General features: G+C 68.6%; 14 protein-coding genes and 1 tRNA gene. 4 read left to right on the forward strand and 11 right to left on the reverse strand.

What is annotated here, in order from left to right:
- The first annotated feature begins 32 nt into the window (after positions 1 to 32).
- A complete protein-coding gene (locus tag OID54_RS16465; protein ID WP_329020315.1) occupies positions 33 to 1,082 on the forward strand; it encodes a questin oxidase family protein in 1,050 nt (349 codons plus the stop codon).
- A gap of 84 nt (positions 1,083 to 1,166) precedes the next feature.
- Here the strand turns inward: OID54_RS16465 and OID54_RS16470 are convergent, their stop codons facing one another.
- Entirely contained in the window at positions 1,167 to 1,967 is an 801-nt protein-coding gene (locus tag OID54_RS16470; RefSeq protein ID WP_329020317.1) for a dioxygenase family protein, read from the reverse strand.
- Positions 1,968 to 2,057: 90 nt separating this feature from the next.
- Here OID54_RS16470 and OID54_RS16475 point away from each other — a divergent pair, with 90 nt between their 5' ends.
- Entirely contained in the window at positions 2,058 to 2,573 is a 516-nt protein-coding gene (locus tag OID54_RS16475) for a MarR family winged helix-turn-helix transcriptional regulator (RefSeq protein ID WP_329020319.1), read from the forward strand.
- 207 nt (positions 2,574 to 2,780) lie between these two features.
- Here OID54_RS16475 and OID54_RS16480 read toward each other — a convergent pair whose 3' ends face one another.
- Both OID54_RS16480 and OID54_RS16485 read right to left on the reverse strand, forming a co-directional pair.
- Entirely contained in the window at positions 2,781 to 4,310 is a 1,530-nt protein-coding gene (locus tag OID54_RS16480) for an MFS transporter (RefSeq protein WP_329020321.1), read from the reverse strand.
- Positions 4,311 to 4,634: 324 nt separating this feature from the next.
- Complete coding sequence (locus OID54_RS16485; RefSeq protein ID WP_329020323.1) at positions 4,635 to 5,288, reverse strand: TetR/AcrR family transcriptional regulator; 654 nt, start codon at positions 5,286 to 5,288, stop codon at positions 4,635 to 4,637.
- A 276-nt stretch (positions 5,289 to 5,564) separates the two neighbouring features.
- On the opposite strand from OID54_RS16485, the gene OID54_RS16490 reads away from it, so the two are divergent.
- The gene (locus tag OID54_RS16490; protein WP_329020325.1) at positions 5,565 to 6,848 is read left to right on the forward strand and encodes a M6 family metalloprotease domain-containing protein; all 1,284 of its coding nucleotides are present in this window, start codon (positions 5,565 to 5,567) and stop codon (positions 6,846 to 6,848) included.
- A 30-nt stretch (positions 6,849 to 6,878) separates the two neighbouring features.
- Here OID54_RS16490 and OID54_RS16495 read toward each other — a convergent pair whose 3' ends face one another.
- Entirely contained in the window at positions 6,879 to 8,534 is a 1,656-nt protein-coding gene (locus OID54_RS16495) for a class I adenylate-forming enzyme family protein (protein ID WP_329027556.1), read from the reverse strand.
- Between the two features lie 453 nt (positions 8,535 to 8,987).
- Between OID54_RS16495 and OID54_RS16500 the strand changes: the two genes are divergently transcribed.
- Positions 8,988 to 9,063: transfer RNA gene (locus OID54_RS16500), tRNA-Arg, on the forward strand.
- 68 nt (positions 9,064 to 9,131) lie between these two features.
- Here the strand turns inward: OID54_RS16500 and OID54_RS16505 are convergent.
- The 7 genes from OID54_RS16505 to OID54_RS16535 all read right to left on the reverse strand — a co-directional run bounded on the left by OID54_RS16505 (position 9,132) and on the right by OID54_RS16535 (position 14,329).
- Entirely contained in the window at positions 9,132 to 10,283 is a 1,152-nt protein-coding gene (locus OID54_RS16505) for a tyrosine-type recombinase/integrase (RefSeq protein ID WP_329020327.1), read from the reverse strand.
- A complete protein-coding gene (locus OID54_RS16510) occupies positions 10,283 to 10,465 on the reverse strand; it encodes a helix-turn-helix domain-containing protein (protein ID WP_329020329.1) in 183 nt (60 codons plus the stop codon). The genes OID54_RS16505 and OID54_RS16510 overlap by 1 nt, the downstream gene beginning before the upstream one ends.
- Complete coding sequence (locus OID54_RS16515) at positions 10,458 to 11,771, reverse strand: replication initiator (protein ID WP_329027558.1); 1,314 nt, start codon at positions 11,769 to 11,771, stop codon at positions 10,458 to 10,460. The genes OID54_RS16510 and OID54_RS16515 overlap by 8 nt, the downstream gene beginning before the upstream one ends.
- A gap of 124 nt (positions 11,772 to 11,895) precedes the next feature.
- Positions 11,896 to 12,093, reverse strand: coding sequence for a hypothetical protein (locus OID54_RS16520; protein WP_329020331.1), 198 nt, complete (start codon positions 12,091 to 12,093; stop codon positions 11,896 to 11,898).
- A 15-nt stretch (positions 12,094 to 12,108) separates the two neighbouring features.
- Positions 12,109 to 12,297: a mobile element transfer protein gene (locus OID54_RS16525; protein ID WP_329020333.1), complete on the reverse strand. Its 189-nt coding sequence runs from the start codon at positions 12,295 to 12,297 to the stop codon at positions 12,109 to 12,111.
- A 14-nt stretch (positions 12,298 to 12,311) separates the two neighbouring features.
- Positions 12,312 to 12,893 carry a DUF2637 domain-containing protein gene (locus OID54_RS16530; RefSeq protein ID WP_329020335.1) on the reverse strand — a complete coding sequence of 194 codons (582 nt, stop codon included), beginning with the start codon at positions 12,891 to 12,893 and terminating at the stop codon, positions 12,312 to 12,314.
- Between the two features lie 59 nt (positions 12,894 to 12,952).
- Positions 12,953 to 14,329, reverse strand: a complete 1,377-nt coding sequence (locus OID54_RS16535) for an FtsK/SpoIIIE domain-containing protein (protein ID WP_329027560.1) — start codon at positions 14,327 to 14,329, stop codon at positions 12,953 to 12,955.
- Between the last annotated feature and the right edge of the window lies 1 nt (position 14,330).

Genomic DNA, 14,330 nt, shown 5'->3' on the forward strand with positions numbered 1-14,330 from the left:
CGTCCGGCGCTGCCACGCCCTAGCGTCCCCCCATGGACACCACCGGCACCCTCGACGAAGCACTGGACCGTATCCATCTCAGTGGCCCCGAGCGCCACGGCTGGCTCAGCAACCACGCTCCGATGGCGGTCGAAGCGTTGGTGCGCCACGGTCAGGCGCGGTCCGTACACCGATGGGTCGACCACTACCGCGACAAGTTGGAGGAGATGCCGCCGCCGACCGCCCCGATCGCCGCCGCCGACTGGCAGTCGGCGCTGGGCGATCCGCGCCGCATCGCCGACTGGGCTCTGTACTTCGAGCGTGAGGTCATCGAACGCCCTTGGCGCGAGGTGCTCGCCGAGTGGTGGCCCCGACTGCTGCCGGGCATCGCAGGGGGCGCCACCCATCCGGTGATCAGGGTCGGCCATGCCGTTCGCACCCTACTGTCGGGCCCCCGGACGGACCCGCGCACCGTCGAGTTGGCCCATGCACTGGGATATTGGGCGGCCCGTCATGCGCCCCTGCCCCCTTTGGGGCGTCTGGGGCCTGCTTCCAGCGCCGCCGTGGCACTGGACCTGGTCCCCGCGGTACCGGACCAGTCGGGCGGCATCGAGGCGAGACTGGAACGCCTGACCGCATTTCCCCAATGGCCCGCCCCTGACGACCCCGTTGACAGTGCATCAGGTCCCGTGGTTCCGGTCTCCGCCGCCGAAGCGGGACGGACGCGGCTCATCGAACTGGTGGCTGCGGCAACCCATCGCTACGCCACGCATGGGCATGGCGAGCCGGTGATGCTGGTACACGCCGCCACTGCGCCCAATGCCGTACTGCGGACACTGCCCGCGCTCCCCCGGGGGCTCTGGGCGCCCAGTCTGTCCGCTGCCTGGGCGGCGAGTGCCGCGGTGACCGCCGCGTACACCCCGGCCACCCGTGCGGCGCTCCCTGCGATGACGAACACGTCCCCGGAAGAGGTCTTCGAGCGGGCGGCGGCGCACGGCGATGACCACACGATCAAGTTCACGGACACGGCCCTCGATGTCGGCGACGGGCTCGCGCTGACGGCGGCCGTACGGTCGATCGAGCTGAATGTCCCGTTCCTCTAGCCCAACAAGCCAGGCGCACCTGGTCTGACAGGTCAGGCAGGCCTGGCAGACCGGGCGCGCCTGGCAGGTCAGGGGTCAGCAGGGTCAGCCGAACTGCACCGAGCGCTTGGCCAATCCCATCCAGAACCCGTCGATGACACTGCGCCCGGTCTGCAACTCGCCCTCCGACGCCCCGAGGGTGACGAAGAGCGGGGCGAAGTGCTCAGTACGCGGATGGGCGAGCCGACCCGCCGGGGACTTGTTCTCGAAGTCCAGGAGCGCGTCGACGTCGGATGCGGCGAGTGCCCGTTGCCCCCAGTCGTCGAACTCCACCGACCAGCCCGGCACCCCCGAGTGCCGCAGTGCCGCCAGGTTGTGGGTGAAGAACCCACTGCCGACGATCAGCACCCCCTCGTCCCGCAGCGGTGCCAGCTTGCGTCCGATCTCCATCAGCTTCTGGGGGTCGAGGGTGGGCATGGAGATCTGCAGCACCGGAATGTCGGCATTCGGATACATCTCCACTAGCGGAACGTAGGCGCCGTGATCGAGACCGCGGTCCGGAATGTCCTGCACCGGGTGACCTGCACCTCGCAGCATCTTCCTCACGGAATCGGCCAGTGTGGGAGCGCCGGGCGCCTGGTAGCGCACCTCGTAGTAGTGGGCCGGGAAGCCCCAGAAGTCATAGACGAGGGGCACGGTCTCGACCGCCCCGAGCGCCAGTGGAGCCTCCTCCCAGTGCGCGGAGACCATCAGGATCGCCTTGGGTCGCGGCAGGTCAGCGGACCAGTCGGCCAGCTGCCCGCGCCACAGGGGGTCATCGGCGAGCGGCGGCGCGCCATGGGAGAGATAGACGGCCGGCATGCGCTCCGACGCGGGGACGAGGGGGGTGGCGGGGGTGGCAGACATTTCCGGATCCGTTCTACTTGAAAGTTCAAGCTCAGCATCAGAGTAAGCGAATGTAGTTCAACTTTCAAGAACTCGTCGTAGAGTGGAGTTATGAACACGGCATCCCCCGGCGGCGACGAAGGCCCCACGCGCTGGCTCACCGCTGATGAACAGCACGTCTGGCGTGCGTACATCCACGCCACCATGCTCCTGGACGACTACCTCGACCGCCAGCTACAGCGGGACGCGGGGATGCCCCACATCTATTACGCCCTCCTCGTCCAGCTGGCAGGCGCCCCGCACCGACGCCGTCGGATGACCGAGCTGGCCATCGCCCTGAAGATCACCCGCTCCCGGCTCTCCCACGCCGTGGCACGGCTGGAGAAGAACGGCTGGGTACGCCGGGAGGACTGCCCCTCGGACAAGCGCGGGCAGAACGCGATCCTCACCGAGGACGGCATGCAGGTGCTGGAACGGGCCGCGCCCGGCCATGTGCACGCCGTACGCCAGGCAATGTTCGACCGGTTGACGCCACAGCAGGTGGAGCAGCTGGGCGAGATCATGCGGGTCCTGGCGGAGGGCCTCCAACCGCAGGACTCGGGCGCCGATCTGCCCTGGCTGCGCTGAGGCACCCGCTAGCCGCCTGGAAACCTGCGAGGAAGCCGACATCCGTCACCTCACACCTTCCGCAGCCCCGTAGATCTCGTACATCTCCGCCCATCTCGCATATCTCAACCATCTCGGCCATGACGAAGGGCCCTGTCCGGAGCTGCTCCGGACAGGGCCCTTGATTTCGTACCTCGTGCGCTCATTCCATCAGCGCGGCGCGGCCGATCAGTGCATCGCGACGGGCACGCGCACCTCGTCACCCGGCGCTCCATCGCCATCACCGGAGGACGCCGGCCCCATGTCGGGGCGACCGGTGTTGATCAGCGCGAACGAGATGACCGCCGAGGTCACCAGGATGCCGACCGCCCACCAGATGGCGGACGAGAAGCCGTGCACCATGCCCTGGAGCTGGAGCAGCTGCTGATCGCCCGCACCGGCCGCCCGCGCGGCGATGTACGAGGTGGTCGCCGATGCGGCGATCGTGTTCAGCAGCGCCGTACCGATCGCGCCACCCACCTGCTGGGAGGTGTTGACCATCGCGGAGGCGACTCCGGCGTCCCGCGGGTCGACCCCGTGCGTGGCGAGCGACATGGCCGGCATGAACGCCGTACCCATACCCAGGCCCAGCAGCAGCTGTGCCGGCATGATCAGACCCGCGAAGGAGCTGTCGATCTCCAGCTGGGTCAGCAGCAGCATGCCGAGTGCTGCGACCAGGAATCCCGGGGTCATCAGCATGCGCGGCGGGACCCGGGTCATCAGTCGGGTGCCGATCTGCGTCGATCCGATGATCATTCCCACGATCATCGGCATAAAGGCGAAGCCCGTCTTGACCGGTGAGTACTCCTTCACGATCTGCAGGTAGAAGGTGAGGAAGAGGAAGAGCCCGAACATGGAGATGACCGCGAGGCCCAGCGAGAGGTAGACCCCGCCCCGGTTGCGCTCGGTCAGGACGCGCAGCGGCAGCAGGGGTGCCTTGACCTTCGCCTCTGTGATGACGAAGGCGGCCAGCAGCACGGCGGAAGCCACGAACATGCCCACGGTCAGCCCGTCGGACCAGCCGGAGTGCTCGGCGCGGGTGAAGCCGTAGACCAGCGCCACCAGACCCAGCGTGGACAGGACGACGCCGGGGATGTCGAGCGAGGCACGGTTGCGGGCACCGGCGGGCTCCCGGATGACCAGGTACGCACCGACCGCTGCGGCGATCGCGAAGGGGATGTTGACGTAGAAGGTCCAGCGCCAGTTCAGGTACTCGGTGAGGAATCCGCCGAGAATCAGACCGACCGCGCCGCCACCACCGGCGATGGCGCCGTAGATGCCGAACGCCTTCGCGCGCTCCTTGGCGTCGGTGAACATGACTGCGAGGAGCGACAGTGCCGCGGGGGCGAGCAGGGCACCGAAGACACCCTGGAGGGCTCGGGCACCGAGCATCATCGCCTCGCCGTTGGCGGCGCCACCGAGCGCTGAGGCGACGGCGAAGCCGATCAGCCCCACGATGAAGGTACGCCTACGGCCCCACAGGTCGGAGATCCGGCCGCCGAACAGCAGCAGACCACCGAAGGCGAGTGCGTAGGCGGTGATGACCCACTGCCGGTTGCCGTCGGAGATCCCGAGATCCTGTTGGGCGGTGGGCAAGGCGATGTTCACGATCGTCGCGTCGAGCACCACCATGAGCTGGGCCAGGGCGATGAAGACCAGGGCTTTCCAGCGCTGGGGATCAGAGCGAGGTATTTCGGCTGTTTCAGCTGTTTTCGGCATGGGTGTGGCCACCTAGCGTGCGGAATGGTCAAAACGATCAAGTTCAAGATTGGGTTCGGCGGGGCGGACCCCACCGGTGATGCATGAGCGTCGGACAGCCCGAGCCCCCACGGGCTCGTCGGACGCACGGCTGGTCAGGCGCCTGACTCACGACTGTGTGGGTCTCGGGGCGCCATCAGCGCTCGGTCGGCCGTCCCGGAGATGCATCACCCCGGCCGCATCGGGCAGTTCCCCAGGGTGTCGGGCAGCGACTCGGTTCCCGTGGCGGGCCGCTGCGTCGAGCGGTGCGCCGGGGCGGGCGAAAGCCCGGTCAGAGTCCGGTCATCAGTATGCCCCCGGTCCCCGTAGATCCTCCAAGGTTATTGCCCGACCGGAGAGCTGCGAACGAGCAGGCGCCTCCAGACCGTCCAGGTAGACCTGGAGGTGGCGGTGTACGAAGTCGTCCAACTTCGTGCATTCGGTGCCGGGGAGCGGTCGTGCCAGTTGCCCCAGGACCACCATCAGATCCCCCAGAGCGACGTCCTTGCGCATCCGCCCCGCGGCCTGGGCCCGTTGGATCAGTTCTCGTACGGCGCCTTCGAGCCGATCACGCCCGGCCAGGAGGTCGGGGTGTTCCCTGTCGAAGGCTCCGGTGATCATCAAGCAGAGCGCCCCGATGCGTTCGTCGGCGGCGGCGTGCACGAATCGACGGACGGCGGCGAAGGGATCGCCTTCTTCCGCGGCCTGCCTCACCTGCTCGTGGATGCGGTCCAGGACCGACACCACGACGGCGTGGACGAGCGCGGCACGGTCGGGGAAGTGGCGGTAGACCGTGGCATTGCCGACACCTGCCGTACGGGCGACCTCGTCGAGCGGCACCTGCGGCCCCAACTCGGCGAACATCTCCCGCGCTGCTTGGACGATCCGTTCCCGGTTGCGCAGGGCGTCAGCGCGCGGCCGGGCGACCTGTCGCACGTTCGTCTCTGCAGCGGTGCTCACGCGCCCACTCCCTCTCCTCACCCATCCCCAACAACCGGGGAGCCGGTCCCCGCTTCCGGGAGACGCTAGTCAAAACGGGGAACCGATCCCCACTTATTTCCCACCTCCACGTGATGTGGGTCACCTCCATCACGAGGTGCATCCCCCCGGGATCCGCCCTCCCCCCGATGTCCCACGAACGGCCCACCGGGCGAGCGAGCCGACACCACCCGTCACAGGCTGATGCACAGAGCGCAGCGAGGTCCGGCCTGCTGCCGCGGACCCGAAGGCGGATGTATGCACCCCACACGCCACCGGATACGCCCCGCGCACAGGACCCGCCGCTTCATCGTTCCCGCCGCCGTCGCCGCTCTCGCACTCGCCTCCCTCACCACCGCGAGCGCCACCCTCCCCTCCCCCGCCCGGGTCTCCGCAGGCCCCGTGGCGGCCCCCGACGAGACCGGGGTCGGACCGTGCAGGCTCCCGCCCGCGCTGGGAATCCAGATGTCGGAGGGAGTCCCCACACCGGCCGGCTACTCGCCCTCCATAGGCAATGTCCGAGCCCTCAACCTCATGATCGACTTCCCGGACGCGGAAGGAGAGGGAGAGGCGCTGGACCGCCTCGCCGAGTTCTTCCCCCAGACGTCCGACTGGTTCCGCACCAGTTCGTACGGGCGGCTGGACTACCAACCCCACGCACCGGTCACCGACTGGCTGCGGATGCCGCTGCCGTTCGAGGAGTACGGGATAGAGCGCGGATCACCCTACGAGCCCGGGTACCGCAAGCTGGTCGAGGACATCGTCCTGGTCGCCGACGAAGAGGTCGACTTCAGCGCGTACGACCTGCTCAATGTCATCGTCACCCCGAACGCGGGCCCATCGGCCCTGGACACCGTGCTCTCCGTGACGTTCTCGGGCAATGCGGAAGCCCCGGTGGCCGACGGAGTGCCGCTGGCGAACACGTCCTTCGTCTACAGCCGCCAGGACGACGGCTCGGGGTCCTACGCCGAGACCGGCTACCGCGTCCTGCCCCATGAGAACGGCCATGTCTTCGGCCTGCCCGACCTCTACACCGCCGAGGGCGGCGGAGCCGTGGGGCACTGGGACATCATGTCCGAGGACTGGGGGGCCAACAACGACCTGCTCGGCTGGCACAAGTGGAAGCTGGGCTGGTTGGACACCCACCAGATCAGCTGCGCCTCCGTGCCCGGAACCACCGAGCACACCCTGACTCCCCTGGCCACCGCCGGCGGTAGCAAGATGACCATCGTGCCGCTGACCGAGGACGAGGGGTACGCCATCGAGGTCCGCACCAGGGCGGGCAACGACGAAGCGGTGTGCCGACCCGGGGTGCTGATCTATCGCGTACACGCCGGAGTGGACACCGGACAGGGCCCGGTGACCGTCGCTGACAGTGAACGCGACAGCGGCGGCTGCACGCGAAGGCCCAACGTGCACGCGGAACTCTCGGACGCGCCCTACCGCCCGGGCCAGACCTTCACCGACGAAAAGAACGGTGTGGAGATCTCGGTCGTGAAGGAGGAGGCGGACCAGTACCGGGTGCGCATCACCCGCTCGTGAACCCGAGCGAGTCCCGGCGCCCGGCGCACCTCATCCCTTCTCACGCTGCGCTGTCCGATTCTCACGCTGCACTGCCCGATCGCGCAGAACTCCGCGAAGGATCTTCCCGGCCGCGTTCCGGGGAACCTCACCGAAGCTGACCAGGGTCGGCACCTGGTAGGCGGCGATCCGGCCGTCCAGCTGACCCGTCAACTCCGCCACCGTGACGGCGGCCCCCTCGTGCAGCCGGACCACCGCCGCGACCTCTTCGCCGAGCCGGCTGTGAGGCACCCCGAACACGGCGGCATCGGCGACGGCCGGCAGTTCGTGGAGGGCCGCCTCCACGCGGGCGCAGTACACGTTCTCACCACCGCGGACCACCACGTCCTTGATCCGACCCGCAAGGGTGACGCGCCCCTCCCGTACGGTCGCCAGATCACCCGTCCTGAGCCAACCGTCCACGAAGGCGGCCCTGGTGGCGGCCTCGTCACGCCAGTAGCCGCGCATCACCGACTGCCCGCGGAGTTGCAGTTCACCGGGTTCCCCCTCGGGCAGCGGTTGCCCGTCCATCCCGACGACCCGCACCTCGATCGGGGGAGCGGCGGTGCCCGCACCCTCGGGCTCGTCCCGGTAGGCCCCACCGCTGAGGGCGAGCACTCCGCCGCTGGTCTCGGTGAGCCCGTACCCGGTACGGGGCTCGATCCGGCTTCCGTACCGTGCCACGAGCCGCGCCACCAGGGCCGGAGGCGCGGCAGCCCCACCGGTGGACAGATGGGTGAGGGTCGCCAGCCCGTCGCCCAGCCGATCAGCGGCGTCCAGCAGATCGAGCGCGGCCGTGGGCACCCCGGAGAAATGGGTCACGCCGTGGTCGCCGATCAGCCCGAGCGCGGCACCGGCGTCCCACTTCCGCATCAGTACGAGGGTCCCGCCGACGCTCATGGTCGAGTACAGGGCGGTGAAGGCGGCGACATGGAAGAAGGGGTACGTCATCAACGCGACGGGCGCGGGCCCCTGCCCGGGAAACCGTCCACTACCCAGAGCGGCCAACGCCGCGTGATAGCGCGGATGCTGGGCCGCCCCGGCCTGCGCGAGATGGGTGGCCACCGCGCCCCGGGGCGATCCGGTGGTCCCCGAGGTGTAGAAGATGGTGGCATCGTCCTCGGCCCGCACCTCGACCTCGGGCGGGGCGCTTCGTGGATCTGCCGCGGGGAAGTCCTCGTACCGCTCGACGCCATCGGACACCCCACCGTGCCGAAAACTGACGGCACACGCCCCGACCCGCTTGCGCCAGTCGTCGACGAGCGCCAGCCCCTCCCCGTCGACGAGCAACACCCGCGGCGCACAGTCATCGAGCGCCGCTTCCAACTCGACCGCCGTCCACCAGGTGTTGAGCGGTACGGCGCCCAGCCCGGCCAACTGCGCCGCCCAGAAGGCGATCTGCCACTCCGGACGATTGCGCATCACGATGGCGGCCCGATCGCCGGGCCGCAGTCCGTACTCCTCGGCGAACCGCCGCGCCAGGGCACAGGCGGCGGCAAGGAACTCGCGGTAGGTGTAGGACGCGCCATCCCCGACGAGGAACACCCGGTCACCGAATCCCCAGGTGACCTCGACGAACTCCACCAGCGTCCGCGGCCCGTCCGCGTAGAGCAGCCCACCGTCCTCCCCCCGCACCACGGCAAAGGGAGCCCCGGGCCCGGTGAGCATCCGCACGGCCCTGCCTTCGGCGTCCTCGGCATACGACACGGCTGCCCTCACTCCTGACGCGGCCACTATCTCGGGATTCCGGACGTCGACACCCTCCGGATACATCGCGGCCACCTTGCCGCGTGGCCGGTCCCATGGTCAACGGCACTGGCGGACAGGTGGGCGTACGCGTATGTGGGCCTCAGCGGGGACCGGCACAGGGGCAGACTCCCGATCGAACACACTCCACCCGTTGCGCTTCACCCGTCTCGCGCACCCTGTCTCCGCCCGCCTAGCCGGGACCCGAATGCACCCCACCGCGAACCCTCCGGTACCGACCGCGACCACCCGCTAGACTGTCCGCGGTGACCAGCCCGCAAGGGCCAACCCACCACACACCTGTCGGCAGGCTGCACCGAAAGCCCGTCCCGCCACCCGGGCCGGCTTCGTAGCTCAGCTTCCCGACGGAACCCCGCCTTCGTAGCTCAGGGGATAGAGCACCGCTCTCCTAAAGCGGGTGTCGCAGGTTCGAATCCTGCCGGGGGCACCAGGGAAAAGGCCCCGGACCGATCATGGTCCGGGGCCTTTGACATCCACGTTTGACATCAACGTCCATGATCACTGACGGTCGGGACGCCTCTTGAGCAGCCGGTCCATGTGGCTGATCGCCTCCCGCTTGGTGTCCTGGACGACATGCGTGTACACGTCCATGGTGATGCTGATCTGGCTGTGGCCGAGGATCTCCATCACGACCCGGGGAGCGACCCCGGCCGCGGTGAGGAGGGTCGCACAGCCGTGCCGTGCGTCGTGCAACCGGATGACGCGGAGGCCGGCAGACTCGGCGACACGGGTGAAGGAGCGGTAGACGTTGCGCGGCTCGACCGGATGACCGGTGCGAGTGGCGAAGACGTACCCGCGCTCATCCCACAGCTCCGCGGCTCGTTGCTTGGCGGCAGCCTGGCGCAGCCGATGCCATCGAAGCGGCGGAACACACATCGCGGGGAGGGGCAGCGCACGACGGCGACGGTTCTTCGTCTCGTCGTTGTAGAGGACTCCGCGCCGCCGCTGGACCTGCTGCCGCACGTGGATCACGCGGTTATCCAGGTCGACATCGACCCAGCGAAGACCGACGATCTCGCCCCGGCGGAGCCCCATGGCGATCGCGAGGACGAAGGCCGCATAAAGCGGGTCCTTTCGCGACGCCGCCAGGAAGTCGAGCGTTTCATCCAGTGTCCAGGGGGTCAGCTCCCGCGTGCTGGGGCGTGGCGGCTCCACCAGCCCGGCCACGTTCCTGGCGATGAGCTCTTCCCTACAGGCCGCTGTGAGGGCCGTGCGAAGGACCCGGTGGGACTCCTTCGCCGTGGCAGCGGTCGTCTTGTTCTCCAACTGGACGAGGAAACGCCGGACGTCCCCGACGCTGAGGGATTCCAGCCGCTTCGTGCCAAGCAACGGCGCCAGGTAGAGCCGGACGTGTGCCTCGTACTTGTCGTACGTGCTGAGCTTCCGGCGAGGCTTGATGATGTTGTCCAGCCAGTACGGCAGCCATTCGGCGAGCTTGGCCGACTTGGTCGGTACGGGGATGCCGCTGTCCACCTTGGCCAGGAGCTCCCGGCGCTTGGTGTCGCACTCCGCCCAGGTCTTGCCGTAGGCGAACTTGCGTGCGCGGGTGCCGTCCGGCTGGAGGACGTAGACGGCTGCCTGATAGCGGCCGTCCTTGCGCTTGGTGATGGTCCCCGCGCCATTCGGGTTGCGTTTGCGTTGCTGTGCCATCAGGCCGCCGCCTCCAGTTCGTTGCTGATGTAGTCGCGGATGGCGCGTGCCGGGATGCGGCGGCAGCGACCGATGGTGAGCGAGGGCAGCCGGCGGGAGCGGATCAGGTCGTAGACCGTGGACCGACCGAGCTTGAGCCGGGCCATGACGTCGGGAACGGTCAGCAACTCGTCGTCAGGCATGGGCCGGTTCTCCTTCCGTTCCCGGTGCGGGGGCGAGGGTGGCGGACAGCCACGTTTCGGCGGTGGTGAGGCCGGTTCCGGCGTAGGTCCAGTGGGCGAGGACGTAGGTCGTTTCCTCGCTCTGGCCTTCCGGGGTTGCTTGCAGGCGTCGCCATTCGGCACGGGCAAGGCGGAGGGTGGTGAGGGTGGTGGAGTAGTGGCGGGTTTTGGTGGAGAAGTGGCCGCGGAAGCCGAGCATGTGGGCCCAGGCTCGGAGGCGTAGTTCTGCGAGGTCTTTGCGTGCGCCGAGGGTCCAGCAGGTGCGGATCATGCGGCGTGCGTGGTCGGTCAGGTCGAGTTGGGCAAGCTCGGCGACGAAGCGCAACGGTCGGTCGAGGGTGCCCGTCGCGGTCTCGGCGCCCTTGGTCGCGTACTTGGCGATATAGGCGGCGACCGCACGATCAGTCAGCTCACCCCCGGTGAAGTCATTGCTGCGGATGGTGCGGACATCGAGTTGCCGACCGAACGCGAACCGGTGCACGCGTCCGTCGACCACCGGCCCGGAGACCTTTGCCGAGCGGGCAGCGGCCTGGATCGCGTCGGTGAGGAGATCAGCGGTAGCCCAGGCAGGTGCTGGAGTGCTCCCACCGTCCGGGCCATCGAGGCGGATCACGGCATGGAAGTGCACAGCCCCGCGCCGCTGGTACTCGGCAACCTTGGCAAACGACACCCGGGCCACGTACCGGAAGTCCCGTTGAGTGAGCCCGGCCCGCTTGGCGATCTCCCGCCGCAGGTAGATCGAGAACCGCCGCCACAACATCCCCGCATGGGCATTCCACAGCACCGCGGCTTCATAGTCGTATGTCGACGGGTTGAGCGGTGTGCCGAGGGTGGGATCGTCGGCCGGGTGGTTGGTGCCGCAGCGGCAGGCAGGGCGGCCAGTAGGCCGGTTGTGGACGGGGCCGAAGCCGGGTGCGGTGAACGTGGCGAACACCCGAGGATGCGTGGAGACCTGTTCCGGAGTGCCCTTACCGCCCCGTAGACCGGCGGTGATCAGCTGGAAGGTGTCACGCCTATACACCTCAGCACAGGCCGTACAACGAGTGGCCCGCCGGTTGTTGCACCGCACCAGCAGACTCCCCGCCGGAAAATCCGAAGAGTTCAGGCGATGCAGCACCGCACCGATCTCCCCCGTGCCTACGTCCAGTCGGTGTTCTGTGCGGTGGCCGTCGAGGCGGATCGGGTGGAGGCAGCCGCCCAGGCCGCGAAGTTGACGAGCCAGAGCGGGCAGAGTGCCGAAGGTAGCGAGTGCGCCCAGTTCCTTCAGTGGGACCGAGGTGGTTCCGGTAGTAATGGTGCTTCTCCTTGTTCTGACGTGTGTGCCGGGCGAAGGGGAAGGCCCGCCGGGACGGCGGATGCTTGGCGGTATCGGTGCCGTCCCGGTGGGCCGCTCAGCGGCGGTCGGTGCCGTTGACGATGTCGACACCGGTTCGGGTGCCGGAGTCGATGGCGGGGGCGAGCACGGTTTCGCTGAGGTAGAAGCCGAACAGCGCGATGACGACGACGATCCAGAGGCGGACGCCGAGGAACTTGATCGCGCCCCAGGCGATGACGCCCAGGATCAGGACGAGCGGCAGGGAGACGTTCACGGTCGGGACCTCCTGTCAGCGGATGGCGCAACGATGGGTTCGGGCGGCCAGCTCAGCGGCGGAGCGGGATTCGTAGTCGGCGGAGAATCCACAGCGGGGAGCCGTGCACGCTGCGGTGTGTCGTTCGCGGCCCCGGTGGTCGTACGAGGTGCCGACGTGCACGGGCCCGATACGGGCCAGGTCACGGAAGCGTTTGGGCGCCATGGGCGGCAGTCCTTTCAGGTGAGTTGGGCGGTGATCCGGTCCGCGAGCGGTTGCGGGACGCCGAGGCGGGCTCGGAGCGTTGCGCCGTCGATGGGTTGGCCGGTCCGGTCCTGGTGGGCGGTGGCCACCTTCCGGGCGTGATCCAGCAGGGCAGCCGGGACAGCGGCGGAGCTTGGCTGCACATCGGGTTCCGGATCGGGCTCAGGCTCCGATTCCGCAATGGGTTGAGCAGCTTTCGGTTGGTGAGCGAGGAGAGTCCCGCCGAGGAAGGCGATCGCAGGCCACCCGGCAACGAGGATGCGGAGCCAGTCCGGCACGTCGCTGAGGTCGAGGAGTCCCGCGGTGGCGATGTTGGCGCCGAGGGAGGCCGCCAGCGCGGTGAGGAACCAGCACCACCCGGAGGCGGCGGAGTGCCCCGAGCGCAGCCGACGCCAGGCCGCCACAAGCAGGAGGTCGACCGAGATCGGGTATGCCCATGCCTTCCACCCGCCTTGTCCCGCGGCTTCGGCCAGGTCGTGCAGATGGGCGAAGGACAGTGCACCAGCGATCACGGCTTGGATCAGTACGGCGTCGATCTTGGCCAGGTGATGGCGCATGGCGGAGCCCTCCAATCGGTTTTGGGCATGGCGGGGGTAGGGAGTTGGCACGTGGGTGGTCAGTGGGTGACGGGCTGCGGCTTGCTCAGCGGCATCGGAGGTTGCCCGGGAATCCACGGCATGGCGGGCCGGAAGCGGCTCAGCGCAGGTAGGTCCGATGCCAGGGCGGCTGTATCGCGGCAGACGGCGGCAGCGTCCTGAAGTGCGAGGTACGGAGTACGGATGCGGGTCCATCCGCCGGAGGTGTCTCCCGCGACAGCGAGGCCGGGGCGTTCAGGAGCGATGGAGCAGGCCGCCATGACAGCTTCAGGAGCGATGTCGCCCAAGGCCATCTTGGCGGACGCTTCATCATTGACGCGGTGGCAGACTCGGCCGGTCAGTTGGGCCCGGAGCATGGTCGCGCCCTTGCCGAGTTCGGCGCCGAAGCGCTGCCCGCAGACTTCGAGATAGATGCCGGCCGCACGGCCGAGTTGGGCGAGCCTGATCAACTGGGTGACCATCTCGTCCCGCCGTTCTTCGTCCTTCTTGGTCGCGGTCAGGAAGAGTTCCGCCACCTCATCGACGAACAGCACGATCGGCACGGGCCGTTCATGCTCGGCCAGGCCCCAGATGTCCGAAGCTGCGCACTCTCCCGTCACGCCGGAGCTGGACCCTTGCCGAGTCTTGATGAGGTCGTACCTGTCCTCCATTTCCTGTACGAGTACGGGCAGGAGTTCGGCGGCTTCGTCAGGGTCGGTGGCCAGGGCGGAGAGCCGGGGAGCGAAGGGAGCCAGTTCGACGCCCCGCTTGCAGTCGATGCCGACGAGGGCGATCGGCTGAGTGGCGAGTCCGGCGATCAGGTTCCGCAGGTACATCGACTTGCCCGACAGGGTCGCGCCGAGGGTGAGTTGGTGGGGAATGGTCAGGTAGTCCCGTACGAAGGGAAGGGAGTCTTCCCGCAGAGCGACCGGTACGCACAGCGGCTTCACCGCCACGGCCTTGGGCATGCGGACGTTCCGCAGGAGGTCGAAGCCCACCAGGCGCAGTTCGACCACACCGGGCTTGACGAGGGCGACGTGCACCGCGTGGACGCCCCAGGCGTGCCGCAGTCGTTCCGCCGAAGCGGCGAGGTCCGCCGGTTCCTGGCCGGGTGCGAGCCGGACGCGGAACCGCATTCCGGTTGTGGTCGGTCTGATCAGTCCGCGCCGGGGTGGCACCGGCCGGACCTCTCGCCGGGTGGCTGCGGTGACGACCAGGACCCTCAGCCGGGACGGAGCGATCGCCAGGCCGCAGGAGTCCATGACCGACCCGTACGAGATGAGGACCCGGACGACTGAGAGTGGCAGGCCCACAACCAACCAGTACAGGGCGGGATGCCGAGTCCGGGCCCAGGCTGCCCCACCGCCGAGTGCGACGACGAGGCAGCCCAGAAGAGCGAGCGTCAGCGGACCGGGCATC

The organism is Streptomyces sp. NBC_00690 (genome assembly GCF_036226685.1).
Lineage (GTDB): Bacteria > Actinomycetota > Actinomycetes > Streptomycetales > Streptomycetaceae > Streptomyces.